Below are 23,805 nucleotides of genomic sequence, written 5' to 3'. Positions count from 1 at the left end.
CTCCCGGGCCACCTTCAGTTTGAAACGCCTTTCGTATTGGATCATGAACAAATTCCAGAGGTTGGATGGGCGTCCAACTTCTGGGGGTCAGTTCACATGCGTGTCTGGGCGGGGCGGCGGAGATCCCGTTGGACACGCATGGCGTGTCTCTACGGAGAGGGTCAGGGGTCGTCGCTGGCCAACAGGGTGCCTGCGTAGAGGGCGGCGAGCAGCAGGGTCAGGCCGCCCCAGAACGTGGAATAGAACGCCAGGTGGGTGTTGAGCGGAAACACGGTGACCGCCAGCGCCAACATGGCCGGGCGCGCGCGTTCGCGCGCCGGCATTGGCGCAAACCGCCAGGCACGCCACGCCTGCGCGGCGGCGGCCAGCCATAGCAGCAGGCCCAGCACGCCGGTTTCAGCGAGAATTTCCAGCAGGATCTGATGCGCGTGCAGGGCCGGGCCGTCGCCCCAGACCTCCGGGCGTTCGGGACGCGGGTTGCACTGCGGGTACGCATCCCGGAAGCCGCGCGCGCCCACGCCGTTGATCGGGTGCTGCTCGATCATGCAGCCGGCCGCGGACCAGATCTGCGCGCGACCGGACAACGCCTGGTTGACGCCGTCGCTCTCGCCTTCCCAGGCCATGGCCGTGCGCGACAGGCGCTCGCGCACCTGGCTGGATCCCACGCCCAAGGCGACCGCCACCACCACCCCCGCGACCACGCAGGCCAACAGCCCGCGCGCGCCGAGCAGGCGCCAGCCGGAGAACACCAGCACCAGTGCATACGTCATCCACGCCGCGCGCGAACCGGCCAGGACCAGCACCACGCCTGCCGCCAGTGCGGCCACCACCCAGCCCCAGCGTCCGAAGCGCGCCGCGGCCGCAAACAGCAGGAACGGCGACAGGCTCGCCTGCACCTGGCCGAACTTGAGGTTGCAGGGGCCCAGTACGCCGCTCAGGCGATCGGCCGTGGCCATCTCCGCCGGCGCGCACAAACCGTACCCGCTGATTGCCCACTTCAACTGGTCCATCGACCAGAACAGCGGGCTGGTACCGAACGCGGCCTGCGCCCCGGCATCCAGCGTCCACAGGCCGGTGATCACCGCGATACCCTTCAGGGTCAATGCACGCCGCTCCGGGGTGGCCACCGCAATTGCGACCAGCCACATGAACGGCAGGTAGCGCAGGCCGGCCGCCGTCTTGCGCCAGGCCGTACCGGGGTCGATCGCATCGATGCTGGAAAATGCCTGCGGCAGCCAGTACCCAAGGAACAGGATGCTGGTCAGTGCCCAGGCCGGGCTGCTCAGCATGCGCTGCTTGCCCTGTACCCGCAGCTGGACCATGCGCGCGGCCGCGTACAACGCACCGAGCACCAGCACGGTTTCCGCAATGCCCGGCAGCGGAAGCAGCGCCACGAACGCGATCACCCACCACGGCGCCCAGCGACCGGCACGGAAGCCCGGCGATCCGGGTACCTTCAGCGGCTCAGCCAGCGAGGGAGGTATAGAGCTGGAGCGTGTCACGTTGCATCGCCTGCAGGGTGAACGGAATACGCGAAGGCAGCGAAGGCGGCTGCGCCAGCAACTGCAGCGCGCGCGCCCGCAATGCCTCGGCGTCGCCCAAGGGTACCGCGCCCGATGGCTGCAGGTGGTGCAGCAGTTCCCCCACCCCGCCCTGGTTCCAGCCCAGTACAGGTCGGCCCACCGACAGCGCTTCGACCACGGTGCGACCGAAGGCTTCAGGCTTGTCTGACAGTTGCAGGACCAGATCGCTGGCGGCGTAAGCCTCGGCGATGCGCGACGTGGGCGCCGTCATCAGCACGGCGTCGGCGATGCCGAGCGCGCGCGCCTGTGCTTCCAGCTCCGCCACATAGCGCTCGCGCCCGGGCTCGCGGGTACCGGGCATCCACAGCAGCGCCGGCACGCCGGCCGCATGCAGCCCAGCCAGCAGGGTCAGCGCGTGGCCATGGCCCTTGAGCCGCGTGCCGCGTCCGGGCAGCAGCAACAGCGGTGCGTCACCGGCCAGGGCCGGATGCTGCGCGGCCACCGCCAGGCGCGGGCGCCGATCCTTGGCCCCCACGCGCGGGAACTGCGCCGGATCCACGCCGCGCGGAATCACCTGCAGCCGCTCCGGGGGCACGCTCGGGTAATGGGTCTGTACGAACGTACGCACGCAGTTGGACACGCAGATCACCCGCTCGCCGCTGGTCATCACCGCGCTGTAGCGACTCGGCGAGTTCAGCCCATGCACGGTGGTGACCCAATGCGGACGCGTGGCGGCCGGCAGGTTGCGCACCGCGTACAGGCCCAGCCAGGCCGGCAGGCGCGAGCGCGCATGCACGATATCGGCGCGGGTTTCCGCCAGCAGGACGCGCAGCGTGCGCACGTGGCGCAGCGTCCACAGCGACTTCCTGCCGATATCCAGGGTGAGGTGTTCGGCGCCACTGGCCAGCAACGGCTCGACCAGGCGGCCGCCGGCCGACACCACGATCGCGCGGTGCCCGGCCCCGACCAACGCGGCGGCGATTTCCAGCGTGGAGCGCTCGACCCCGCCCGAGTGCAGTGCCGGCAGCAGCTGCACCACGGTCAGTCGGCGCACGTCCGGTGCCGCCAGCTCAGTCGGCCAGCACGAAGACCGACCCGCAGTACGGGCACGCGGCTTCGCCGTTCGGCTCGTCTTCGATCGGCAGGTACACGCGCGGGTGCGAGTTCCACAGCGCCATTTCCGGCGTCGGGCAGCTCAGCGGCAGCTCGCTGCGGTGCACGGTGTAACGCTTTTCGGCATTGGCGGGCGCGGTGGCGGTATGGCTCATGGCGGGGGCACGGGAAGGAATTGCGAGGGCCCCGATTCTAGCACCCGGGGCAGCAGGCGCGGCGTGGCCGGTCAGGCGCCGCCGCCGCCGGGGAAAACGCCGATTTGCGATTTTTCCGGGTTTAGATCGAACTAATTTCACTTGCCAGACCCGCTCCCGGTGTTGCAGGATCGGATGCGTTCCGATCAAACACCCGATCGCATGGCCCGTCCCCCGCCGGGCCTGCATCGCGTCGACTGCCCCTGCGGGCGGCCGGCGTGATGCTGTCTGCCGAGGTCGCCGATGCGGGCTTCGCCTGCCGCCTGTCCCACCCGGGAGATCCCTGCATGACCCAGCCGCACCCCCGCCCTGCCCGCCGCGCCCTGCTTCCGCTCGCGCTTGCCCTGGCCTGCTCGCCTGCCTTCGCGCAGGGCCTGCAGACCTCCTTCGAGCCGGGCGAACCGGCACCGCAGGCCAGCCAGGGCGGCGTGCAGGTCAAGATCGGCAAGGGCCCGGAAGCGCCGTATGCGGCCAAGCCGGGCGTCGGCTACAGCGGGCTGCGCGCCCTGCATTACGCCAGCGCCGGCGGCACGGCCAGCACCCGACTGTTCACCACCGATGTCACCATCGAGGCCGATACCACCCTGTCGTGGCTGGTGTTGCCGGAAATCGTGGGCGGCGACACCGTGGCCTCCACGTATGTGTCGCTGGACCTGCTGCTGGATGACGGCAGCCGCGTCTCGGCCAGCGATGCGCGCGACCTGCATGGCGTCGCGCTGGGTGCCAGGGCGCAGGGCGACTCCAAGACGCTGTACCCGCAGCAATGGGCGCACAAGTCCGTGCGGCTGGGTGACGTGGCCGCCCTGCGCGGCCGCCGCGTTGTCGGCGTGGAACTGGCGCTGGCCAGCGCCGACGGCGCGCCGGTGTCGGGCTGGATCGATGACGTGCGCCTGGACACGTCGCCGCGCAACGCCCCCGCCCGCCCCTCCGACTGGGTGCTCACCACCCGCGGCACCCAGGCCAACGGCACCTTCTCGCGCGGCAACAACTTCCCTGCCACGGCGGTGCCGCACGGCTTCAACTTCTGGACCCCGGTGACCGATGCCGGTGCGCTGAACTGGCTGTATCGCTGGAACGAACAGAACAACGCCGCCAACCGCCCGCAGCTGCAGGCCCTGGCGCTGAGCCACCAGCCCAGCCCCTGGATGGGCGACCGCCAGACCTTCCAGGTGATGCCCTCGGCCACCCGCGGCGTGCCGGAAGCGGACCGCGCCAAGCGCGCGCTGTCGTTCTCGCGCGACAACGAGAGCGCACGCCCCTACCGCTATTCGGTGCGCTTCGACAACGGCATCGCCGCGGCCATCGCGCCGACCGACCATGCCGCGCTGTTCCAGTTCGACTTCCCGAAGGACGGCGACGCCAACCTGCTGTTCGACAACGTCGATGCGCGCGGCGGGCTGACCCTGGATGCGGCCACACAGACCCTCTCCGGCTACACCGATACGCGCAGCGGTCTGTCCAACGGCGCCACCCGCATGTACGTGGTGGCGAGCTTCGACCGACCGTGGCGCAGCAGCGGCACCATCGCCAACGGCCGGCCCACCGGCTACATCAAGTTCGACCCGGGCAGTGACCGTCGGGTGACCATGCGCATCGCCACCTCGCTGATCTCGGTCGAGCAGGCCCGCCACAACCTGGCGCTGGAAATTGCAGCCGGTGACACCCTGGACACGGTGGCCGGCCGTGCCCAGGACGCGTGGGACCAGCGCCTGGCCCGCTTCGACATCGGCCAGGCCAGCGACGACCAGAAGACGACGCTGTATTCCAGCCTGTACCGCCTGTATCTGTACCCGAACTCCGGCCATGAAAACGCGGGCACCGCCGCTGCCCCGGACTGGCGTTACGCCAGCCAGGCCAGCGCCGAGGACAACAACACCGACGGCAGCGCGGTGCGCAGCTTCGCGCCGATCCGCGACGGCAAGGTGTACGTCAACAACGGTTTCTGGGACACCTTCCGCACCACGTGGCCGGCGTATGCGCTGTTCACCCCGGACGATGCCGGCCAGCTGGTGCAGGGCTTCCTGGAGCAGTACCGCGCCGGTGGCTGGGTGGCGCGCTGGTCCTCGCCCGGCTATGCCGACCTGATGGTGGGCACCAGTTCGGACGTGGCCTTCGCCGATGCCTTCCTCAAGGGCATTAAGGGCTTCGATCCGGATGAGGCCTACCAGGCCGCATTGAAGAACGCCACCGTGGTGCCGCCGGACCGCCATGTCGGGCGCAAGGGCATGGATAAATCCACCTTCCGTGGCTACGCCAGTGCCGACGTGCATGAAGGCATGTCGTGGACGATGGAAGGCGCGCTCAACGACTTCGGCATCGCCAACATGGCCGACGCACTGGCCCAGCGTGCCGGCACCGCCGCCCTGCGCGAGCGCTACAGCACCGAAGCCGATTATTTCCGCCACCGCGCCGGCACCTACGCCACCGTGTTCGACCCGGCCGCCGGCTTCTTCCAGGGCCGCAAGGACGATGGCAGCTGGCGCGTGCCTGCGAAGGACTACGACGCACGCGTGTGGGGCCACGATTACACCGAATCCAACGGCTGGACGTTCGCCTTCACCGCCGCGCACGATGGCGAAGGCCTGGCTGGCCTGTACGGTGGCCGCGAAAAGCTGGCCGGGAAGCTGGATACGTTCTTCAGCACCCCGGAAACCGCCGACCCGAAATTCTCCGGTTCCTACGGCGGCACCATCCATGAAATGACCGAAGCGCGCGATGTGCGCATGGGCATGTACGCGCACAGCAACCAGCCCTCGCACCACATTCCGTGGATGTACCTGTACGCCGGGCAGCCGTGGAAGACCCAGCAGCACGTGCGCGAGATCCTGTCGCGGCTGTATGTGGGCAGCGAGATCGGCCAGGGGTATCCGGGCGATGAAGACAACGGCGAAACCTCGGCGTGGTACGTGCTGGCCTCGCTGGGCCTGTACCCGCTGCGCATGGGCGCGCCGGAATATGCGATCGGTTCGCCGGCCTTCAAGCACGCCAGGGTGGAGCTGCAGGGCGGTGCCGTGCTTACCGTGAACGCACCGGAGAATTCGGACCGCAACATCTACGTGCAGTCGCTGAAGATCAACGGCAAGCCGTGGACGAAGACCTGGGTACCGCATGAGGTGATCGCCAAGGGCGCCACCCTGGACTTCGCGATGGGACCGGCGCCGTCCACGTGGGGCACCGGCCCGGACGATGCACCGCGTTCGCTGACCGCGCGTGGCGAGCGCCCGGCGCTGCTGCATGACCTGCTGGGCAGCGGTGCGCGTGCGCAGCTGGAGGATGGGAAGGTGCTGGCCGCGCTGGTGGATGACGATGCGGGCACCGTGGTCCCGTTCGGTGGCAAGGGCAGCGTGGTGTTCACCGGCGTGGCCGATGGCGCGCCGACGATGTACACGTTGACCAGCGGCAATTCGCCGATCCGTGGCGGCAAGTGGACGCTGGAAGCGCGCAAGGCTGGCGGCAGTTGGGTCACCGTGGACCAGCGCAGCGGTGAAACGTTCGAGTGGCAGCAGCAGACCCGTCCGTTCCGGATCGCCAAGCCGGGCCGTTATGCCGAGTACCGGTTGCGCATTGAAGGGCCGGGCCGGATGCAGCTGGCCGAAGTGGAGTTGTTGGCGCCGGCGGCGCCGTAATGCATCGGGCGTGTCGGGACCGCGTAGGGACACGCCATGCGTGTCCGAGCACCGCCAGAACCCGAGGTAGAGCCACGCCCTGCGTGGCTTCGCGGTGCCGGAGCGACGTGCAGCCGGGCAGAGCCGGCTCTACCGGGCGCCGACCAGGCCGGCGTACAGCGCGAACAACTGCTTGAAGTAGCGTTTTGCAGGACGACGGCGCATGGCGCGTTTCCGGAGGGGGGAAGTGGTCGGGCCCGGGGTGGCAGGGTCCTGTGGACCACCGCCAAGCCGGGCCGCGTGGACATATTGGGCCAGCGGGAGGTTGCACCGGGGTTACGGCGGGGCTGCGGGAAGGTTGCGGTGGCCGACGGCGGGTAGAGCCGACCGTTGGTCGGCTGAACGGAGCCGCAAATGCAGAAGGGACCGGTGCGCTGCACCGATCCCTTCTTCAAGGTCTACCGACCAACGGTCGGTAGCTACCCATTCGCGTTTCGCTGCGCGAAACCGGAACGCGCAAGGCGCGTTCCGAGCTGGAATCAGAAAAGGCCTCAGGCCTTTTCCGCTTCCAGCTGTTTGCGAATTTGCGCATCCACCGCGGCGATCGCGGTCATGTTGAGCACGCGGCGCGAGGTGGCGCTGGTGGTCAGGATGTGCGCCGGCTTGGCCACGCCCATCAGGATCGGGCCGATCGCCACGCCGTCGGTGAACACGCGCACCAGGTTGTAGGCGATGTTGGCCGCTTCCAGGTTCGGCAGCACGAAGAGGTTGGCACGGCCCTTCAGCGTGCTGTCGGGCAGCAGCTTCTGGCGCAGCGCTTCGTCCCACGCGGTATCGCCCTGCATTTCACCGTCCACGTTCAAACGCGGGTTGCGCTTGAGCAGCAGCTCGCGCACGGTGCGCATCTTCAACGCATCCTTGGAATCGTGGCTGCCGAAGTTGGAGTGCGACAGCAGCGCCACCTTCGGCTCGATCCCGAACAGCTTCATGCGGTAGGCCGCCTGCAGCGTGGCTTCGCAGATCTGTTCGGCGGTGGGATCTTCCTGCACGTGCGTATCCACGAAGAAGAACACGCCCTGCTGGTTGATCACGCCGGTCATCGCCGAGGTCGAGGTGACCTTCGGCTCCAGCGGCAGCACGCTGCGTACGTAGCCCAGCTTCTTGTGGAAGCGACCCACCACACCGGTCAGCAGCGCGTCGGCTTCACCACGCGCCACCATCACCGCTGCGATCAGGGTCGGGCGCGAGCGCATCAGGTTCTTGGCCGCCGCCACCGTCACGCCGCGACGGCCGGTGAGGTTGTGGTAGTACTGCCAATACTCGTTGAACCGCGGATCGTCGTTGATGTTGGTGACGTCGAAGTCGGTGCCCGCCTTCATGCGCAGGCCCATGCGCTCGATGCGCGATTCGATCACGTCCGGGCGGCCGATCAGGATGGGGAACGCCAGGCCTTCATCGACCACGTTCTGCACCGCGCGCAGCACCACTTCTTCTTCGCCTTCGGCATACACCACGCGCTGCTTGTCGGCGCGCGCACGGTCGTACACCGGCTTCATCATCAGGCTGGTGCGGTAGACGAACTGGGCCAGCTTCTCGCGATAGGCGCCCATGTCGGCGACCGGCCGGGTGGCCACGCCCGAATCCATCGCGGCCTGGGCCACGGCGGCCGACAGCTCCACCAGCAGGCGGCGGTCGAACGGACGCGGAATCAGGTAGTCGCGGCCAAAGCTCGGGGTGTCATCGCCATACGCCGAACCGAGGTCGCTGGCCTCGCGGCGCGCCATCGCGGCGATCGCGTGAACGCAGGCGATCTTCATTTCCTCGTTGATCGCGGTGGCGCCCACGTCCAGCGCACCGCGGAACAGGTACGGGAAGCACAGCACGTTGTTGATCTGGTTCGGGTAGTCCGAACGACCGGTGCCGATCAGCGCGTCCGGGCGCACTGCGCGCGCCACTTCCGGCATGATTTCCGGGGTCGGGTTGGCCAGCGCGAAGATCACCGGGTCCTTGGCCATGGTCTTGACCATGTCCGCGGTGAGGATGCCCGGGGCCGACAGGCCCAGGAAGATGTCGGCGCCGTCGACGATCTCGGCCAGCGTGCGCTTGTCGGTGTCGCGTGCGTAGCGCTTCTTTTCCGGGTCCAGGTCGGCACGGCCGGTGTGGATCACGCCCTCGCGGTCGAAGGCCAGGATGTTTTCCGGCTTCAGGCCCAGCGAAACCAGCATGTTCACGCAGGACACGCCGGCCGCGCCCATGCCGGTCGTGGCCAGCTTCACCTCTTCGATCTTCTTGCCGGTGACCACCATGGCGTTGAGCACCGCCGCGCCGACGATGATCGCCGTGCCGTGCTGGTCGTCATGGAACACCGGGATGTTCATGCGCTCGCGCAGTTTGCGCTCGACGATGAAGCACTCCGGCGCCTTGATGTCTTCCAGGTTGATGCCGCCGAAGGTCGGCTCCAGCGAGGCGATGATGTCGACCAGCTTGTCCGGATCGTTTTCGTTGATCTCGATGTCGAATACATCGATGCCGGCAAACTTCTGGAACAGCACGCCCTTGCCTTCCATCACCGGCTTGCCCGCCAGCGGGCCGATGTTGCCCAGGCCCAGCACGGCGGTACCGTTGGAAATCACCGCCACCAGGTTGCCGCGGGCGGTCAGCTCGCTGGCCTGCTGCGGGTCGGCCATGATGGCTTCACAGGCGTGGGCCACGCCCGGCGAGTAGGCCAACGACAGGTCGCGCTGGGTCAGCATCGGCTTGGTCGCCGTGACCTTGATCTTGCCCGGCGGCGACATGCGGTGATAGTCGAGGGCGGCCTGTTTGAAATCTTCGTTGGACATCGCTTTCTGCAGATGAATGGGCGAGAGGAACAGGGGATCATACCCCCGTTGGCGGGGCCGGACCTGTCGCTACGCTGTCGCGATCGTGCTGCGACTGCACAAAACAGGCCGTTCGCTGGCGTATGTAATGCCAGCCTGCCGGGCCTGATGACAGACGACACCATCAGGATACTGCACGGAAAACGCCGGGCCCCGGCACCCCGTCAGGGGTACCGGGGCCCGGCCCGGTGGCTCAGCGGGCGGGCGCGGTCAGCGGCGACGGCAGGTCGTCGGTGGCCAGCGGCGGCAGCTCGGCTTCGCGGCCGTCCAGGGCCAGCGCCAGGCGGTTACGGTCCAGCGCGCCTTCCCAGCGCGAGACCACCACGGTGGCCACCGCATTGCCGATGAAGTTGGTCAGCGAGCGGCATTCGCTCATGAAGCGGTCCACGCCCAGGATCAGCGCCATGCCGGCCACCGGCACTTCCGGCACCACCGCCAGGGTGGCGGCCAGGGTGATGAAGCCCGCGCCTGTCACGCCGGCGGCGCCCTTGGAGCTCAGCATCGCCACCAGCAGCAGCGCGATCTGATGGCCCAGGGTCAGTTCGGTATTGGTGGCCTGGGCGATGAACAGCGCGGCCAGGGTCATGTAGATGTTGGTGCCGTCCAGGTTGAACGAGTAGCCGGTCGGCACGACCAGGCCCACCACCGACTTGCTGCAGCCGGCCTTTTCCATCTTTTCCATCAGCGACGGCAGCGCCGATTCCGAGGACGAGGTACCCAGCACCAGCAGCAGCTCGGCCTTCAGGTAACGGGCCAGCTTGAACACCGAGAACCCGCACAGGCGGCAGACCACGCCCAGGATCACCGCCACGAACAGGAACGCGGTGAGGTAGAACGAGCCCACCAGCCAGGCCAGGTTGATCAGCGAGCCCACCCCGTATTTGCCGATGGTGAAGGCGATGGCGCCGAAGGCGCCGATCGGCGCGGCCTTCATCAGGATGTGGACCAGGCGGAACACCGGGGCGGTCAGCGCCTCCAGGAAGGTCAGCACCGGGCGGCCGCGCTCACCCACCAGGGCCAGCGAAATGCCGAACAGCACCGCCACGAACAGCACCTGCAGGATGTTGCCATCCACGAAAGCGCTCACCAGCGTGGACGGGATGATGTCCATGACGAAGCCGGTGAGGGTCAGCTCATGGGACTTTTCCACGTAGCTGTGCACCGCGGTCTGGTCCAGGTCGGCCGGGTTGATGTTCATGCCGGCGCCGGGCTGCACCACGTGCGCCACCACCATGCCTACGATCAGGGCCAGGGTGGAGAAGAACAGGAAGTAGGCCATCGACTTGGCGAAGACCCGGCCCACCGTACGCAGGTGGGTCATGCCGGCGATGCCGGTGACGATGGTCAGGAAGATCACCGGGGCGATGATCATCTTCACCAGCTTGATGAAGCCATCGCCCAGTGGCTTGAGCGATTCGGCGAAGGCCGGCTCGTAATGGCCGAGGATGGCGCCCAGGACGATGGCCACCACCACCTGGAAATACAGCTGGCGGTAGAACGGCAGCGGCTTGGCCGCAAGGGGGGCAGCGGTGGGAACGTGCATGGGAAACTCCGGCAGTGTCACGGGGATGCCGGCCGCGGGCGGCGGCATCGGGCGTCGCCTTTTTACGCCCGCTGCATCCAGACGCAGATAACCTATTGGTACTAGACCCCCTGTTCAGCCAGCTGCAGTGCCTACACTGCACCGGCACCGCGCCCCCACGGCGGCGGGTGGCCGTGTCGTTCCGGGCCTTGTTGCCCAACAGTTTTCCTGCTCGCGGCCGTTGTTGTTCTGCCCCACTTTTAGAAGCCAGACCCTATTCCATGCGCCTGACCCCTCTGTTCATCGCTCTTACCGCCCTGTCCGCCCCGCTGGCCGCTTCGGCCGCCGACTGGGACAACTGGCCGACCAAGGTGTCCTTCAGCGACGGCACCGAACTGGCCGCCACCGGCAACATCGCCTACGACCTCAACGACTTTTCCGGCGCCGACGCGTTCGAAGATGACGACGCGGTGCGCCGCAAGGAGTTCGGCGCGACCCTGAAGAAGAAGGGCGTGTACGACGCGATGGTGTACTACGACTTCCAGGCCGACACCTGGCTGGACGTGTTCTTCCGCTTCGAGAGCAAGGCGCTGTTCGGCAAGGACGTGGGCCGCTTCCGCTTCGGTTACATGAAGACCCCGGTCGGCCTGGATTCCAACACCTCCTCGCGCGCCGGCAGCTTCGTGGAAACCGCCCTGCCCGTGCAGGCCTTCTACGCAGGCCGCCGCACCGGCGCCGAGTGGGTGCTGGAGCGCCCGGCCTACCTGATGCAGGTGGGTGCCTACGGCGGCAAGGACCTGCAGGGCGACAACCCCGGCACCACCCAGGCCGTGCGCGGCGTGTGGACCCCGGTGAAGGCGCCGGGCGACGTGATCCACCTGGGCCTGGCCTATTCGCAGGAAAACCCGCGCGGCTACCGCGATGGCCGCGACGTGCATTTCGACGCCAGCGCCCGCCTGCGCGCACGCCCCGAAGCCGGCCTGACCGACATCCGCCTGGTGGATTCGGGCGCGCTGGTCACCGCCGACCAGATCCGCCGCACCGGCCTGGAAGGCATCTACATCAAGGGCCCGTTCTCGGTGCAGGCCGAAGCGCTGCGCACCACCGTCACCCGCGATGGCAAGCCGGATTACACCGGTGATGGCCAGTACGTGATGGGCAGCTGGATCGTCACCGGCGAATCGCGCCCGTACAGCGCCGGCGCCGTGGCCAACGTGAAGCCGGCCCACAACTACGGCGCGGTGGAACTGCTGGCCCGTTACAGCCGCATCGACCTGGATGACGCCGACGTGTTCGGTGGCCGCCAGCACGACTGGACCGTGGGCGCCAACTGGTACCTGACCAGCCACTTCAAGTTCCAGGCCAACTACGTGTGGGCCGATGCCAGCCGCCGTGGCGTGCGGACGAAGCCGGAGATCTTCGAGCTTCGGGCGCAGGTCCACTTCTGATGAATCCGAGCGGGTGCACGCAACGTGCACCCGCTTTCGCTCGTTTGACTGACGCGCCGTGTTGACCGTGATGGTGCGGGGTGCACCGTCCCGCCGAAGAATCAATCGATACACGTTTCCTGGTTTGACTCCAGCAAGGAAACCACTTCACCGCTTTTGCGCTTCAGCGTTGCGGTGACTCGTAGATCGGGCGGCGTCGCACGCCCAAACGGACGGGCTATTGTGTTCACGTGGATGCTTAGCAGCGACAGCGCCCTCCCGGACTTGTCGATGCACACTTGCGGCGCATCGATTGCGCCGGTCACGTAGTTGATTCCATTCCTGTCGGGCCTCTCAACGCTCCAGGCCCCGAATTCAATACAGGCCTGTTGCCCTTCCTCGACGGCCAAGTGTCCGAACTTGAGCTCGACGGGCGCCCTGTTCGCATATCCCACACTCAGCGTCGCGGACTTTAGGTCATATTCGGTCTGCAGCTTCTGCGAATTCACAGGCGCCATCCCGTATACCGACACCCAGTAAACCGTAGCCGACCGATCCCAATCCGCCACACCCGTTGGAGGGTCGGGCACTTCCTTCGACTCACTAATATGCATCCGCCCTTGCCCCGGCTCACACTCTTTTGCGTTCGCGGCAGGCAGCACCAACACGAATGACATCGCGGCGATCATCGCGGATTTCATGAATTACCCCCGGGCGCATGGGCCCCAGATCAACGAAACGCCCCCGTTTCAGCGGACCCGCGATGCAGTCGGGGCCCGTGGGTGAACTATCATGCAAAGCAGTAAATCCTGCGTGAAATCCAGCTGCCCTGCCCCCCATGTACCGCGCCGCCCGCTACCGCCCCCTGCTGCTGACCCTGCTGGTGATGATCGGCGGCACGTTGCTGGCTGCGCTGGTCGCCGGACGCTATGCGCAACAGCGCGCGTTGGCCGCTGAGAGCACACAGGTGCGCCGCCAGCTGGACCTGTACGCGCAGACCCTGCAGCAGCGGATCGATCGTTTCGGCACCCTGCCCCAGGTGCTGGCGCTGGACCCGGACCTGCAGCAGGCCCTGCGCCAGCCACTGGATGCCGCCGAGCGGCAGCGGCTGAACCTCAAGCTGCAGCAGGCCAACAATGTCACCCGCGCCTCGACCCTGACCCTGATCGACCGGCGTGGCGTCGCCGTGGCCGCCAGCAACTGGGACCAGCCCACCACCAACGTGGGCGAGGACTACAGCTACCGCCCCTATTTCCAGCAGGCCATGGCCAAGGGGAGCGGCCGCTTCTACGGCATCGGCATGACCACCGCCGTGCCCGGCTACTTCCTCTCGCAGGCGATCCGCGACGACACCGGCAGTGTGCTGGGCGTCATTGCGATCAAGATCGAGCTACGTGCACTCGAACAGGAATGGCTGCAGAGCACCGACATCGTGCTGGCCAGCGATTCCCATGACGTGGTGTTCCTGGCCAACGGCGATGCCTGGCGCTACCGCCTGCTGCGCCCGCTGGCACCGGCCGAACGCGCCGAGATGATGGCTACCCGGCAGTACGCCGACCGCTCGTTGAAGCCACTGGAAGCCCGCACCCTGACGCTGCTGGAAGACGGCGGGCGCATGGTGCGGGTGATGCAGCCGTCGCTGCCCAGCCCGGTGCTGTGGCAGACCTACGTACTGACCGACCCGCACTGGAAGCTGCACCTGCTGCACGATGCCGGCGCCAGCGGTGCCGTGGGTCGCAGCACCGCGCTGGCCGCCGGCGGCATCTGGCTGGCGCTGTGTTTCCTCAGCCTGTTCGTGCAGCAGCGTCGCCGGTTGGCCGCGCACCGCCAGCGCAGCCGACGCGAGCTGGAAACGGTGCTGCAGCAGCACGCGCAGGAACTGCGTACCGCGCAGGACGGCATCCTGCAGGCCGCCCAGCAGGCCGACAGCGGGCTCAGCCGGAGCCTGGCGCACCTGCCGCAGGGCGTGGTGGTGATCGACAACGAACAGCGCGTGGTCGCCTGGAACGCGCGCTACCTGGAGCTGTTCCGGTTCCCGCCCGACCTGATCCGGGTGGGCCGCCCCATTGAAGAAGCGTTCCGCTTCAATGCGCGCCGCGGGCTCCTCGGGCCCGGCCCCATCGATGAGGCCATCGAGCGCCGCCTGAACCATCTGCGCAGCGGCCGCCCGCACATGCGCGAGAGCGAGAAGGACGACGGCACCGTACTGGAGATTCGTGGCAATCCTCTGCCCGATGGCGGCTTCGTCACCAGCTACGCCGATATCACCGCCTACAAGAACACCGCGCGCGAACTGCGCTCGCTGGCCGACGCGTTGGAACACCGCGTGGCCGAGCGCACCCGCGACCTTGACGAGGCGAGGCGCGAGGCCGAGCGCGCCAACCGCTACAAGACCCGGTTCGTGGCGTCGGCCGTGCATGACCTGCTGCAGCCATTGAACGCCGCTCGGATGTTCGTTTCCGTGCTGCGCGGCAAGCTGCATGGCGACGCCCGTGAGCTGAGCGAGCATGTGGATGCGGCCCTGGCGGCGCAGGATGCCATCCTCAACAGCCTGCTGGATATCTCAAGGTTGGAATCGGGCGCGTTGCAGACCCACGTGCATGCCTTCGCGCTGTCGCCGCTGCTGGAAACGCTGGCCCGCGAGTTCGGCCTGGCGGCACAGAACCGGGGGCTGCAGCTGGACTGGGTGGACACCCGCGCCGTGGTGGTGAGCGACGAAGCACTGCTGCGTCGCATCCTGCAGAATTTCCTCTCCAACGCGCTGCGCTACACCCCGCGCGGGCGCGTGCTGATCGGTTGCCGGCGGGCCGGCCACCAGCTGCGCATTGAAGTGCACGACCAGGGACCCGGCATTCCGGAAAGTCTGCAGGGCGAGATCTTCGAGGAGTTCCGCCGCCTGGATGACGGCGTGGACCAGGAGCGCGGGGCCGGGCTGGGCCTGGCGATCGTGGAGCGTATCGGCCGCCTGCTCGGCCACCGCATCAGCCTGCGCTCCACGTTGGGGCGAGGCAGCGTGTTCGCGGTGACGGTGGCGTTGGGCGACGCGGCGGCGATACCTGCCCCGGCTCCTGCGCCGGTAGTACCCGCCGACGCCGGCGACGAAAGCCCCCTGCGCCGGTGCCGCGTGTGGAGCATCGACGACGACCCGCGCGTGTGCGCGGCCACCCGGGCGTTGCTGGAGCGCTGGGGATGCGTCGTGGACCTGGCCGACGGCCCGCAGGCAGCGCTGGAAATTGCCTCCACGTTCAACGTGCCGCAGTTGGTGCTGCTGGACGTACGCATGGGCCAGTGGCATGGGCCGGACCTGTACGAAAAGCTGTGCGAGCTTTGGCAGGCGCGCCCACCGGTGATCCTGGTCACCGCCGAGCGCGACGACGCGTTGAAGGCGCAGGCGGCGGAGAACGGCTGGGGCTTCCTGTCCAAGCCGGTCCGCCCGCCTGCCCTGCGCGCACTGATGACGCAGTTGCTGGTGCGGCACCGGGCTTGAACCGGTCCGCGAACCACCTGCCGCCCCGGGAGGGTCGGACCGCAGTCGACCGCACGTAACATTGCAACGCTCGACGAGCGCATGACGCCCGAACGAAGCGCGCCTCTTCCCCGATGGTCATGCCACAACCGAATGCACGAAGAGGCCCGGCGGTCGATCGGGATGTGACCCTACCAAATGCATGCCGCGGCATCGCACCGATCCCTGTTACTCCGACACATCTTCTACTGTCGTTTCCGACGCGCGCAGCTTTTTCCTCGGCGTGTGGTCCTGATACCGGTAAGGCACGGGCACAGGCGTCTCATCCAACGTCAGCGTGATCTTCCCGCGCACCACTTCCACCAGCACACGACCACCCACCGGCATCTCGAACCGTTCCAACCACATGCCACGCAGGATCAGGCATGGAATCCGACCACCGCCAGGCAACCGATGGCCTCCAGGATGCTTGAAGGATCCAATCCGCAACATCTCCGGCACCCGCAGACCGATGCCCGTCTGCGGCTGTTCGCTTGAGGGTAAATCCGATGTTGAACGACGCATTTGCCACCTCCAAGGAAGTCTCCCTCGCCGGAATGGCGAGGGAGTCGGGAGGCTGAAACCGCTCGAACGCACACGGCATGACGTATTCCCGCGAAGGTGTTGTATTTCGCCACCCTCCCGACATGGGACGTCCACACTGCTGCGTTCGAGGAGGTTTCAGGCTCCGAGGCAACACGATGCGCCATACAGAGCGCAAAGTTAAATCGCTTGTTTTGAATGATATTTGAGTATCGATAGAAGCGCACTACTCATCGTCGCGACTGGCCCAAAATGCGTGCAGATTCGTTACTCCTCGCGATGTCCCTCAAGCGACGTCCGCGTGAAATCAGCCAACCTACTACGTGAATTTTCGTACGGATAGCCCGTAATCCGTTGGCGATTGATGCTCGGATGGCGATCCAGTCGAGCCAAGGCCACCCACGCGCACTGGAGTTACCAGTCCGAGCCGTCCCGCCCGGGAACCTCGTCCACTTCAGAGTCCCAGTCGGGTTTACCTTCGTCATCAGAGTCACACGTTCTGAGGGCCGCACCTTCGCTTGTGGCACCAGCGCTCTTCAAGTGCTCGATCACGTCCTTCATGTCGTCGATCACCCATGACTCGGCGTCCTCATCCTGCTCGAGCTTCGCGAGCAGCTTTTCGGCCAATTTCAGCGGCGGAATGCGTTTGTGACCACCAATCGAACTCCAGTCGTAGGTGGACATCAGATTTACATCTGCGCCCAGGTCAATCAGTTATTTCACCAGGTCCGAGCAGAAACCGACATCCTCCACCCTCCGCATGATGACCAGATGCAGAGGGGTAAACTCAAAGGAATTTACACGGCGACTGACCTGGCAGACGTTGGTGCGCATGGGCTCGCCCACCAAGGCAAAGTCATTGACCGTTCGCCCCAGAACGATTTTCTCGTTGTCCTCAATGAGCGGCTTCATTACATCGAAGAGCGTTCGCGTTTGCTGAGAGCCCTCAGCGAGAGGGGATCAGAACCTCGCTCAAGGAGCAATCTCACGTGCCTGCCGCTTCTCATCTTAACCGCCCAGGAGATCGCACTGTTCCCACCCCCGTCCATCGAGTTTGCATCCGCACCTCGACTAAGAAGCCATTCCGCGGATGCAAACCTTTTATTGCCGATACTAAATGGCAATGGCGTCCAGCCATCAATCATCTCACCGTTTACGTCTATTCCATCTGCCGCCACCTCGTCCAGGGCAGAGATATCCCCTGCAAGGAGCGCCTCGTAAAATGCCTGCGCTTCCTCAGTGCGACCACAAGAAGAAATCACAACCACTGTCGCCAAAAGTGAAAGTAGCCTTGGAATCACGAAACAGGCCCAAACTGACGCAGTTCTCCAGGAATGACCTTGCTTTCTCCCGGGCCACCTGGACACGGCTGATGCCTGGCTGACCTGCCTGCTCAATCGCACCGCGCTTGAACTAGGCACTGAACTTCCTACGCTTTGACATGAACACTCCTCATGGCGTGGACGGGACTTCTTGTAAGTGTCGGCGAGAACCGGGGCGAACCGCACCGGTCCAATTCAGCCGACGAGGACGACTCGAGGAGCCACTCAAGGCGGCTCCGGATAGATGTTGAGAACCAAACTGACTCCAATATCAGCGAGCGCCTTTGAATCCTTTGCCTCGATTGAGCATCCGAGTCTTCACTTGAGAACCAACCAGTGAAATAGTCCAATCGACCACCTTGTTCCAGATTTCGGTCGACTTCCATTAAGCCAACTCTGGCATTGTCCATTCCAATCACCGAAAGTTACAGCCGCGGCCAAGCAGCTGCCGCATCTCGCCCTCAAGATGATCCTTTTCAAGGTCTTCTAGCGCCCATCGCAGAATTCCTTCGCGCGTCGCACAGTCCGACCATTCGCTCTATTTTGCTGCAGCGTACTGACCAGGCCTTCGCACGAAATTCTTGCTGATTGCACTCCCGGATACACAAGTAGATTGCCCTGACGGTCGATTCCATCCAGGTAGAGCACCGCACACTCGCCATCAGGGGTCTCCACTCGGATCGCCCTGGTTCGAGCCTCGCTTAGTACGGCCGATCCTTCCTTACACATTTTCCGGTAGTAGAGGCCGCTCATGTCACCGTAAATTTCCTTCGTTTGCAGTTCACCCTTGACCCCATCATTGCACCCCGCGAGCAGCACGAAAGCAGAAGAAGCAACCAGTACTCGCGAATGGATGATGCCCAGGATCCCGGCCAGCCCAGCCACATGGGATGATTCATTTGATTGCATCGAGCACCGCCTTTGGAATCTCACCGCCCTTTGGTATGAAGTGATACTGAGCCCCCTCAATCAGCATCAACTCCTGAAACATTCGTCCGGAAGCGGAGACCGATCGTCGATGAGTCCAGTCGACATCAACGAGTCAGCGACGGCAGTTGCACAACTGCGACGCCGTACGTCGTAGGTAAAGGCCAGAACCAGCCATTCTGACGCCCCCCCTGGACCACAATCCGAAGTTCTCACGCAACTCGCGACTCGCGATCCAGGGCTCGCGGGAGATCAAACGGCCCCGCCTAAAGAACTCCCGAGCAGCCTGCGAATACCTGAACTGGAGGACTGTCGAGCCTTATCGCCACTACCCTTCTCACCGGCAAGGTGCAGGCGCCGAATCTGTTGAAAATAATGTAGACCCCGGCGTCGCTATTGAAGGCTGAAAATTCGCCTCCTCCTGCATCGCCTAACGCCCTTATCAAATACCACGAGCCTGCTTTCCCGGTTCTATCCTGCGGTAGGTTCAGGTCGTCGATGTGAACACCGGCGTCCGCCAAGAGCGCCAGCCTTACGCCGGATTGTCCCATGCGAGATACGGCAGTCAGCTCGGCTGGCCCGTCGAGCACGGCTATCCTCCCCGCGTCTACACGGTTGCTCTCAAGAGGCCTTATCCTGCCGTTACTTGGTTCGACCCAATCCGGGTCTCCAACGGGCAAGCTTGCACAGGAAGTGAGCGTGAAAGCCACCGTGAGTGCGGGCAGCAAACCTGCGCATGTGGCTATTCGCACTTTGAGCGCTCCTTGATCGCATCCCTGACCCTATTGTCCGGGACACCTAAGAACACTGCCATGACATTTGCTTCCCACGCCGACAGCGACGTGGCTTTTCCAGGCTCAGTGGCCGTTCGATCGTAAATGTCAACGCGATCCCCGTTCCGACTGATGGCGGCGAACGGCGTACGGTATGAACGGGATGCACCTTCGGTCAATCGTGAAAGCTTGCTCTGCTTCACGGTTCAACACATCGAGGAAAGCACTTTGGCTCTTTTAGGAAACTTCCTAGGTCCGCCACGGACTTTTCTTACAAGCCTGACGCGTGGCCAGTTCACATGCTGGATGTGTACAGCCAACACCCGTCGTACGGTAGTTTGCTGAGCATCACTGTCTGCGCCAGTAGCGCGGCTTCGACGTCCGTCAGGCCCTACCGGCTGGCGAGCAGTCCCAGCAGTCGACCGGGGTGCGACCCTACCGGGTCAGCCGTCGAGGCCCGCGGTTGCGTCGCCTTCTGGCTCGAGAGCCTTTACCAGGACCGCTGCCTGCGTGCGGCTGACGCATTCGAGCTTTTTCAGGATGGCGGTTACGTGCACTTTCACGGTGTTTTCGGCGAGGCCCAGTTCGTAGGCGATCTGCTTGTTGAGCAGGCCATCGGCAAGGCACAGGAGCACGCGGAACTGTTGCGGGGTGAGCTGGGCGAGTCGGACCGCCAGCAGGGCGTCTGATTCGGAGCGTTCTGCCGCCATCGCCGGGAACCATAGGCTGCCGTCGAGGACGGCGGCGACGGCTTGGCCAATGGTTTCGGCCGGGGCGGATTTGGGAATGAACCCTGCCGCGCCGAACTGCTGGGCGCGGCGGATGACGCGCGGGTGGTCGTTGGAGGAGACGATGACCACCGGGATGTCCGGGTGGGAGCCGCGCACGTGGAGGAGTGAGGAGAAGCCTCGTGCGCCGGGCATGGTCAGGTCCAGGAGGACCAGTTCTATTTCCGGGTGCTGGTTGAGGGCGGCCTCGAGGGCTTGGGCGCTGGCGACCTCGATGACCTGGACGGCCGGAAGGGCCTGGCGCAGGGAATGGACGACGGCGGCGCGGAGTAGCGGGTGGTCGTCGGCTACGAGGATGGTGGTTTCGCTCATGGGGGCATTGTAGGGGGGTTTCTGGGGTGCGGCTGGGGCAGCCACGCAGGGCGTGGCTCTACGCAGGGGTGAGATCGTGCGGACGGTGGGGAAGCGCGGACACGCATGGCGTGCCCCTACGCGGTTGTTTGGCTGGCGTGTCCCTGCGCGGGGTTCGGGTAGCGACACGCCATGCGTGTCCTGCGCGGGAAGGAGCGCAATCGCCGCTCTCTGCGTGGCTCAGCGCGGCTGGGTGCTGCCCTTCCAGGCGTCGAGGAACTGACGGCGCTTCAGGGCATCCAGATAGACCAGCAGGCCCGGGCCCAGCAGGATCGGGCGATAGCTGCGGCCCGAGGCGCGGCCGCGTTGGGTCGGGAGGATGGACATCAGGCGCGCTTCGCGGGACAGCACCTGCTGGCCGCGCGGGGACAGCAGGTAGTCGAGGAAGCGGCGCGCTTCCGCGGCATTGGGTGCGGTACGCGGGATGACCGCAGTACGCAGCACCACCAGGGTGTAGTCCTCCGGCTCGACGATGCCCAGTGGAGCACCGGCGTCGATGCGGGCCTGGGCGTAGGAGCCGAGCACGTTGTATGCAAGGGAGAGCTGGCCGCTGCTGACCTTGTCCAGCAGCACGCCGGTGCGCTCTTCGAGCTGTACCCGGTTGTCGCCGAGCGCACCCAGCACGGCGCCGGCCATGCTGCCACGCTGGCCGTCCTGGGTGGCGAGCAGGTAGCCGACGCTGCTGCGCTCCACGTCGTAGGTGCCTACCTTGCCGGCCAGCGGCGCGTCCGGCGCGCGCAGCAGCTCGAGCAGCTGGCGGCGGGTCCTGGGCACGCGGGCGGCTGGCAGGGTGCGGGTGTTGTAGACCATCGCCACCGGTTCGTAGCTGATGCCGAAGGCTTCGTGCCGCCACTGCGCCCACGCGGGCAGCGCGTCGGTCTGCGGCGAGCGGTGCGGCAGGGCGTGGCCGTCATTGACCAGCTTGGCCTGCAGGTCCATGCCGCTGCTGATCAGCATGTCCGGGCCGGTGGGCCCATGCCGATCACGCAGATACTGCGCGTACATATCCTGCGCGATGACATCTTCGTAGATGATCTCCGTGCCGGGGTGCAGCCGCTGGTAGTCGGCGATGACGGTGCCGAATACTTCGATGTCGGTGGATCCGTGCAGGCGCAGCTGGGCGGTGGCCGGGCCGTTGGCGGGGAAGCGCTGCACGTCGCCCGGCTCGGCCAGCGCGGGGCTGGCAAGGATCAACATCAACACCATCACGATGCGCATCATGCGTGCAGCCTCGGCAGGCGGATGGTAGCGACCAGGCCACCGCCGGGGCGGTTGCTCAGGTCGATGTGGCCGCCGTGGCTGTCGACCACGCGCTTGACGATGGCCAGGCCCAGGCCTGCGCCGCCCGGGGCGGCATCTTCACCGCGGGCGAAGCGTTCGAATACGCGCTCGGCATCGCCCGGCGGAATGCCGGGGCCGTGGTCGGCGATGGTGACCACGCTGTAGGCGCCCTCCTCGGTCAGCGCGACCTGGAGGGGACCATCGCCGCCGTACTTGAGGGCATTGTCGATGAGGTTCTTGATCGCTTCGCGCAGCAGCAGCGCATCGCCCTGCACCCACGAGGAGGCCACGCCCACCGCCAGCTGCACGCGCGGTGCGGGCAAGGCCTGCGGCAATGCCTCGTGCAGCGCCTGGTGCACCGTTTCCACCATGTCCACCGGCGCGAAGCGCTGCAGGTTGGAGCGGTGGATGACGCTGGCGTCGCTGAGCAGCTGGTTGAGCAGGCGGCTCATGTGGGTGGCGTTGCGGTCGATGGCGACCAGGCTGCGCCGCATGTCTTCGGGATCCTCGTCGTCCAGCGCCAGCTGCGCCTGCGCACGCAGGGCAGCCAGCGGGGTGCGCATCTGGTGGGCGGCCTCGGCCATGAAGGCGCGCAGGGTTTCGTTGCTGTTGGACAGGCGCGCCATGAAACGGTTCAGCGCGGCCACCATCTGGTCCATCTCGCGCGGCACGCGCGCATCCAGCGGGCTCAGGTCGGACGGCTCGCGACGCGACAGCTCGCGCTCCACCTTCACCAGCGGGCGGAACGCGCGGTGCACGCCGAAGGCGACCAGCGCCAGCGACAGCAGCGAGAGCACGCCGATGGCCAGCAGTGCACGGTTGACGATGTCCTGCGCCACCGCTTCGCGCGCACGCCGGGTCTGGCCAACCTGCACGCGCACTTCGGCCTGCGCCGACGGCGAGGACACGCGCCGTGAGACCACCACGAAGCGCACTGTCTCGCCGCTGTACTGGGCATCGAACAGTTGCGGCTCATCGGTGGGCGTGCTCGGCGGCGCAGGCAGGTCCGGGTAGCCGGTCACGGTGCGGTTGCGGGCATCGAACACGCGGTAGAACACGCGGTCATCCGGGGCCATCGCCAACAGATCGAGCGACGCGTAAGGAAGGTCCACTTGCCATTGCGCCTCTACCAGGGCCACCGAGTCGACGATGGACAGCGCTGACGACACCAGAAGATGGTCGTAGGAACGGTTGGCGGCACGTTGGCCGTAGTCGCGCGCGGCAAACAGCAGCGCCACGGCGAATACCGCCAGCAGCACGCCCAGGTACAGGGTAAGCGTGCGCCGCAGCGAGCTGGGCGCGCGCGCGTCAACCTTGGGCATCGGGCGTGCCGTCGATGGCTTCGAGCAGGTAGCCGCTGCCACGCACGGTGACGATGCGCAGCGGCGCGTCGGCCAGTTTGCGGCGCAGGCGGCCGACATACAGTTCGATGGCGTTCGGGCCCGCTTCGTCGTCGAAGCCGAACAGGCCGTTGCCGATCTCGTCCTTGCCCACCACATGCCCGAGCCGCCCCATCAGGATTTCCAGCAGGCGGAACTCCCGGTTGGGCAGTTCGATCGGCTGGCCATCGAGGCTGACGCGGTGCGAGGCGTTGTCGAACTGGAAGCCGCCGATCTGCACCACTTCGCTGGCCTGGCCGCGGGCGCGCCGCAGCAGCACGCGGCAGCGCGCTTCGAATTCGCGGAAATCGAACGGTTTGCCCAGGTAGTCGTCGGCGCCGACATCCAGCGCCTGCACGCGGTCTTCGATGCCGTCGCGGGCGGTGAGCATCAGCACCGGGGTGGCATCGCCCCGCTCGCGCATGCCGGCCAGCACGCGCAGGCCATCCAGTTTGGGCAGGCCGATATCGAGCACGACCAGGTCGAAGCTCTGGTAGCGCAGCACGCTGGCGGCGGCCAGGCCATCGCTCTGCCAGTCCACCGCGTGGCCGCTGCGGCGCATGCGGCGAACGATGGCGTCGGCCAGGTCCGGGTTGTCTTCTACCAGCAGGATGCGCATCGGGTGGAAACAGGCGGGGGTGCAGGAATCCTAGCGCGAGCGGGGTGTGCCGTG

Annotated in this window: 18 protein-coding genes and 1 pseudogene; 3 read left to right on the top strand and 16 right to left on the bottom strand. The window is 66.2% G+C overall.

Translation table 11 applies throughout. From position 1 onward, the window contains the following. Positions 1-161: 161 nt before the first annotated feature. Genes ACIGII_RS15880 through ACIGII_RS15870 form a run of 3 tightly spaced genes read right to left on the bottom strand, consistent with a single transcriptional unit; the run spans position 162 to position 2,791 of the window. Complete coding sequence (locus ACIGII_RS15880) at positions 162-1,484, bottom strand: O-antigen ligase family protein (RefSeq protein WP_399639705.1); 1,323 nt, start codon at positions 1,482-1,484, stop codon at positions 162-164. Then, entirely contained in the window at positions 1,465-2,577 is a 1,113-nt protein-coding gene (locus tag ACIGII_RS15875) for a glycosyltransferase (protein WP_399639678.1), read from the bottom strand. The genes ACIGII_RS15880 and ACIGII_RS15875 overlap by 20 nt, the downstream gene beginning before the upstream one ends. Before the next feature lie 16 nt (positions 2,578-2,593). Then, positions 2,594-2,791 carry a zinc-finger domain-containing protein gene (locus tag ACIGII_RS15870; protein WP_399639676.1) on the bottom strand — a complete coding sequence of 66 codons (198 nt, stop codon included), beginning with the start codon at positions 2,789-2,791 and terminating at the stop codon, positions 2,594-2,596. A 326-nt stretch (positions 2,792-3,117) separates the two neighbouring features. Between ACIGII_RS15870 and ACIGII_RS15865 the strand changes: the two genes are divergently transcribed. Further along, complete coding sequence (locus tag ACIGII_RS15865; RefSeq protein ID WP_399639673.1) at positions 3,118-6,456, top strand: GH92 family glycosyl hydrolase; 3,339 nt, start codon at positions 3,118-3,120, stop codon at positions 6,454-6,456. Between the two features lie 530 nt (positions 6,457-6,986). On the opposite strand, the gene ACIGII_RS15860 is transcribed toward ACIGII_RS15865, so the two are convergent. Both ACIGII_RS15860 and ACIGII_RS15855 read right to left on the bottom strand, forming a co-directional pair. Further along, positions 6,987-9,275, bottom strand: coding sequence for an NADP-dependent malic enzyme (locus ACIGII_RS15860; protein WP_399639670.1), 2,289 nt, complete (start codon positions 9,273-9,275; stop codon positions 6,987-6,989). A gap of 232 nt (positions 9,276-9,507) precedes the next feature. Then, positions 9,508-10,857 carry a dicarboxylate/amino acid:cation symporter gene (locus ACIGII_RS15855; RefSeq protein ID WP_095363097.1) on the bottom strand — a complete coding sequence of 450 codons (1,350 nt, stop codon included), beginning with the start codon at positions 10,855-10,857 and terminating at the stop codon, positions 9,508-9,510. Between the two features lie 260 nt (positions 10,858-11,117). On the opposite strand from ACIGII_RS15855, the gene ACIGII_RS15850 reads away from it, so the two are divergent. Further along, a complete protein-coding gene (locus ACIGII_RS15850) occupies positions 11,118-12,284 on the top strand; it encodes an OprO/OprP family phosphate-selective porin (RefSeq protein ID WP_399639668.1) in 1,167 nt (388 codons plus the stop codon). A 101-nt stretch (positions 12,285-12,385) separates the two neighbouring features. Here ACIGII_RS15850 and ACIGII_RS15845 read toward each other — a convergent pair whose 3' ends face one another. Beyond that, positions 12,386-12,964 (bottom strand): hypothetical protein, encoded by a 579-nt coding sequence (locus ACIGII_RS15845; RefSeq protein ID WP_399639665.1) that lies wholly within the window; start codon positions 12,962-12,964, stop codon positions 12,386-12,388. Positions 12,965-13,101: 137 nt separating this feature from the next. On the opposite strand from ACIGII_RS15845, the gene ACIGII_RS15840 reads away from it, so the two are divergent. Further along, entirely contained in the window at positions 13,102-15,750 is a 2,649-nt protein-coding gene (locus tag ACIGII_RS15840; protein WP_399639662.1) for a PAS-domain containing protein, read from the top strand. A 207-nt stretch (positions 15,751-15,957) separates the two neighbouring features. Here the strand turns inward: ACIGII_RS15840 and ACIGII_RS15835 are convergent, their stop codons facing one another. The 10 genes and pseudogenes from ACIGII_RS15835 to ACIGII_RS15790 form a co-directional block, all read right to left on the bottom strand. Then, on the bottom strand, positions 15,958-16,293 hold the full coding sequence (locus ACIGII_RS15835) for a hypothetical protein (protein WP_399639660.1): 336 nt from the start codon (positions 16,291-16,293) through the stop codon (positions 15,958-15,960). Between the two features lie 432 nt (positions 16,294-16,725). Further along, positions 16,726-16,995, bottom strand: coding sequence for a hypothetical protein (locus ACIGII_RS15830; RefSeq protein WP_399639658.1), 270 nt, complete (start codon positions 16,993-16,995; stop codon positions 16,726-16,728). Positions 16,996-17,025: 30 nt separating this feature from the next. Continuing rightward, on the bottom strand, positions 17,026-17,223 hold the full coding sequence (locus ACIGII_RS15825) for a hypothetical protein (protein ID WP_399639656.1): 198 nt from the start codon (positions 17,221-17,223) through the stop codon (positions 17,026-17,028). Continuing rightward, positions 17,223-17,573 (bottom strand): ankyrin repeat domain-containing protein, encoded by a 351-nt coding sequence (locus ACIGII_RS15820; protein ID WP_399639703.1) that lies wholly within the window; start codon positions 17,571-17,573, stop codon positions 17,223-17,225. The genes ACIGII_RS15825 and ACIGII_RS15820 overlap by 1 nt, the downstream gene beginning before the upstream one ends. 85 nt (positions 17,574-17,658) lie before the next feature. Further along, positions 17,659-17,754: pseudogene (locus tag ACIGII_RS15815) on the bottom strand (transposase); the annotation flags it as partial. A gap of 1,072 nt (positions 17,755-18,826) precedes the next feature. Next, positions 18,827-19,270, bottom strand: coding sequence for a hypothetical protein (locus ACIGII_RS15810; RefSeq protein WP_399639654.1), 444 nt, complete (start codon positions 19,268-19,270; stop codon positions 18,827-18,829). A gap of 506 nt (positions 19,271-19,776) precedes the next feature. Continuing rightward, positions 19,777-20,433, bottom strand: a complete 657-nt coding sequence (locus tag ACIGII_RS15805; RefSeq protein WP_399639651.1) for a LuxR C-terminal-related transcriptional regulator — start codon at positions 20,431-20,433, stop codon at positions 19,777-19,779. Between the two features lie 219 nt (positions 20,434-20,652). Further along, positions 20,653-21,690 (bottom strand): ABC transporter substrate-binding protein, encoded by a 1,038-nt coding sequence (locus ACIGII_RS15800; RefSeq protein ID WP_399639701.1) that lies wholly within the window; start codon positions 21,688-21,690, stop codon positions 20,653-20,655. Further along, positions 21,690-23,075, bottom strand: coding sequence for a sensor histidine kinase N-terminal domain-containing protein (locus ACIGII_RS15795; RefSeq protein ID WP_399639648.1), 1,386 nt, complete (start codon positions 23,073-23,075; stop codon positions 21,690-21,692). The genes ACIGII_RS15800 and ACIGII_RS15795 overlap by 1 nt, the downstream gene beginning before the upstream one ends. After that, positions 23,062-23,751 (bottom strand): response regulator, encoded by a 690-nt coding sequence (locus ACIGII_RS15790; protein WP_399639645.1) that lies wholly within the window; start codon positions 23,749-23,751, stop codon positions 23,062-23,064. The genes ACIGII_RS15795 and ACIGII_RS15790 overlap by 14 nt, the downstream gene beginning before the upstream one ends. Positions 23,752-23,805: the final 54 nt, after the last annotated feature.

Origin of the sequence: Stenotrophomonas sp. NPDC077420, assembly GCF_044543385.1 — a bacterium.
Taxonomy (GTDB): domain Bacteria; phylum Pseudomonadota; class Gammaproteobacteria; order Xanthomonadales; family Xanthomonadaceae; genus Stenotrophomonas.
The sequence above is the reverse complement of the archived record's forward strand: the minus strand, read 5'-3'. Positions and strand labels throughout refer to the sequence as shown.

Coding starts and splice junctions, on each gene's coding strand:
- ACIGII_RS15870 (WP_399639676.1), bottom strand. CDS start 2,791: ATGAGCCATACCGCCACCGCGCCCGCCAATGCCGAAAAGCGTTACACC.
- ACIGII_RS15865 (WP_399639673.1), top strand. CDS start 3,118: ATGACCCAGCCGCACCCCCGCCCTGCCCGCCGCGCCCTGCTTCCGCTC.
- ACIGII_RS15860 (WP_399639670.1), bottom strand. CDS start 9,275: ATGTCCAACGAAGATTTCAAACAGGCCGCCCTCGACTATCACCGCATG.
- ACIGII_RS15855 (WP_095363097.1), bottom strand. CDS start 10,857: ATGCACGTTCCCACCGCTGCCCCCCTTGCGGCCAAGCCGCTGCCGTTC.
- ACIGII_RS15850 (WP_399639668.1), top strand. CDS start 11,118: ATGCGCCTGACCCCTCTGTTCATCGCTCTTACCGCCCTGTCCGCCCCG.
- ACIGII_RS15845 (WP_399639665.1), bottom strand. CDS start 12,964: ATGAAATCCGCGATGATCGCCGCGATGTCATTCGTGTTGGTGCTGCCT.
- ACIGII_RS15840 (WP_399639662.1), top strand. CDS start 13,102: ATGTACCGCGCCGCCCGCTACCGCCCCCTGCTGCTGACCCTGCTGGTG.
- ACIGII_RS15835 (WP_399639660.1), bottom strand. CDS start 16,293: ATGCGTCGTTCAACATCGGATTTACCCTCAAGCGAACAGCCGCAGACG.
- ACIGII_RS15830 (WP_399639658.1), bottom strand. CDS start 16,995: ATGTCCACCTACGACTGGAGTTCGATTGGTGGTCACAAACGCATTCCG.
- ACIGII_RS15825 (WP_399639656.1), bottom strand. CDS start 17,223: ATGAAGCCGCTCATTGAGGACAACGAGAAAATCGTTCTGGGGCGAACG.
- ACIGII_RS15805 (WP_399639651.1), bottom strand. CDS start 20,433: ATGAGCGAAACCACCATCCTCGTAGCCGACGACCACCCGCTACTCCGC.
- ACIGII_RS15800 (WP_399639701.1), bottom strand. CDS start 21,690: ATGCGCATCGTGATGGTGTTGATGTTGATCCTTGCCAGCCCCGCGCTG.
- ACIGII_RS15795 (WP_399639648.1), bottom strand. CDS start 23,075: ATGCCCAAGGTTGACGCGCGCGCGCCCAGCTCGCTGCGGCGCACGCTT.
- ACIGII_RS15790 (WP_399639645.1), bottom strand. CDS start 23,751: ATGCGCATCCTGCTGGTAGAAGACAACCCGGACCTGGCCGACGCCATC.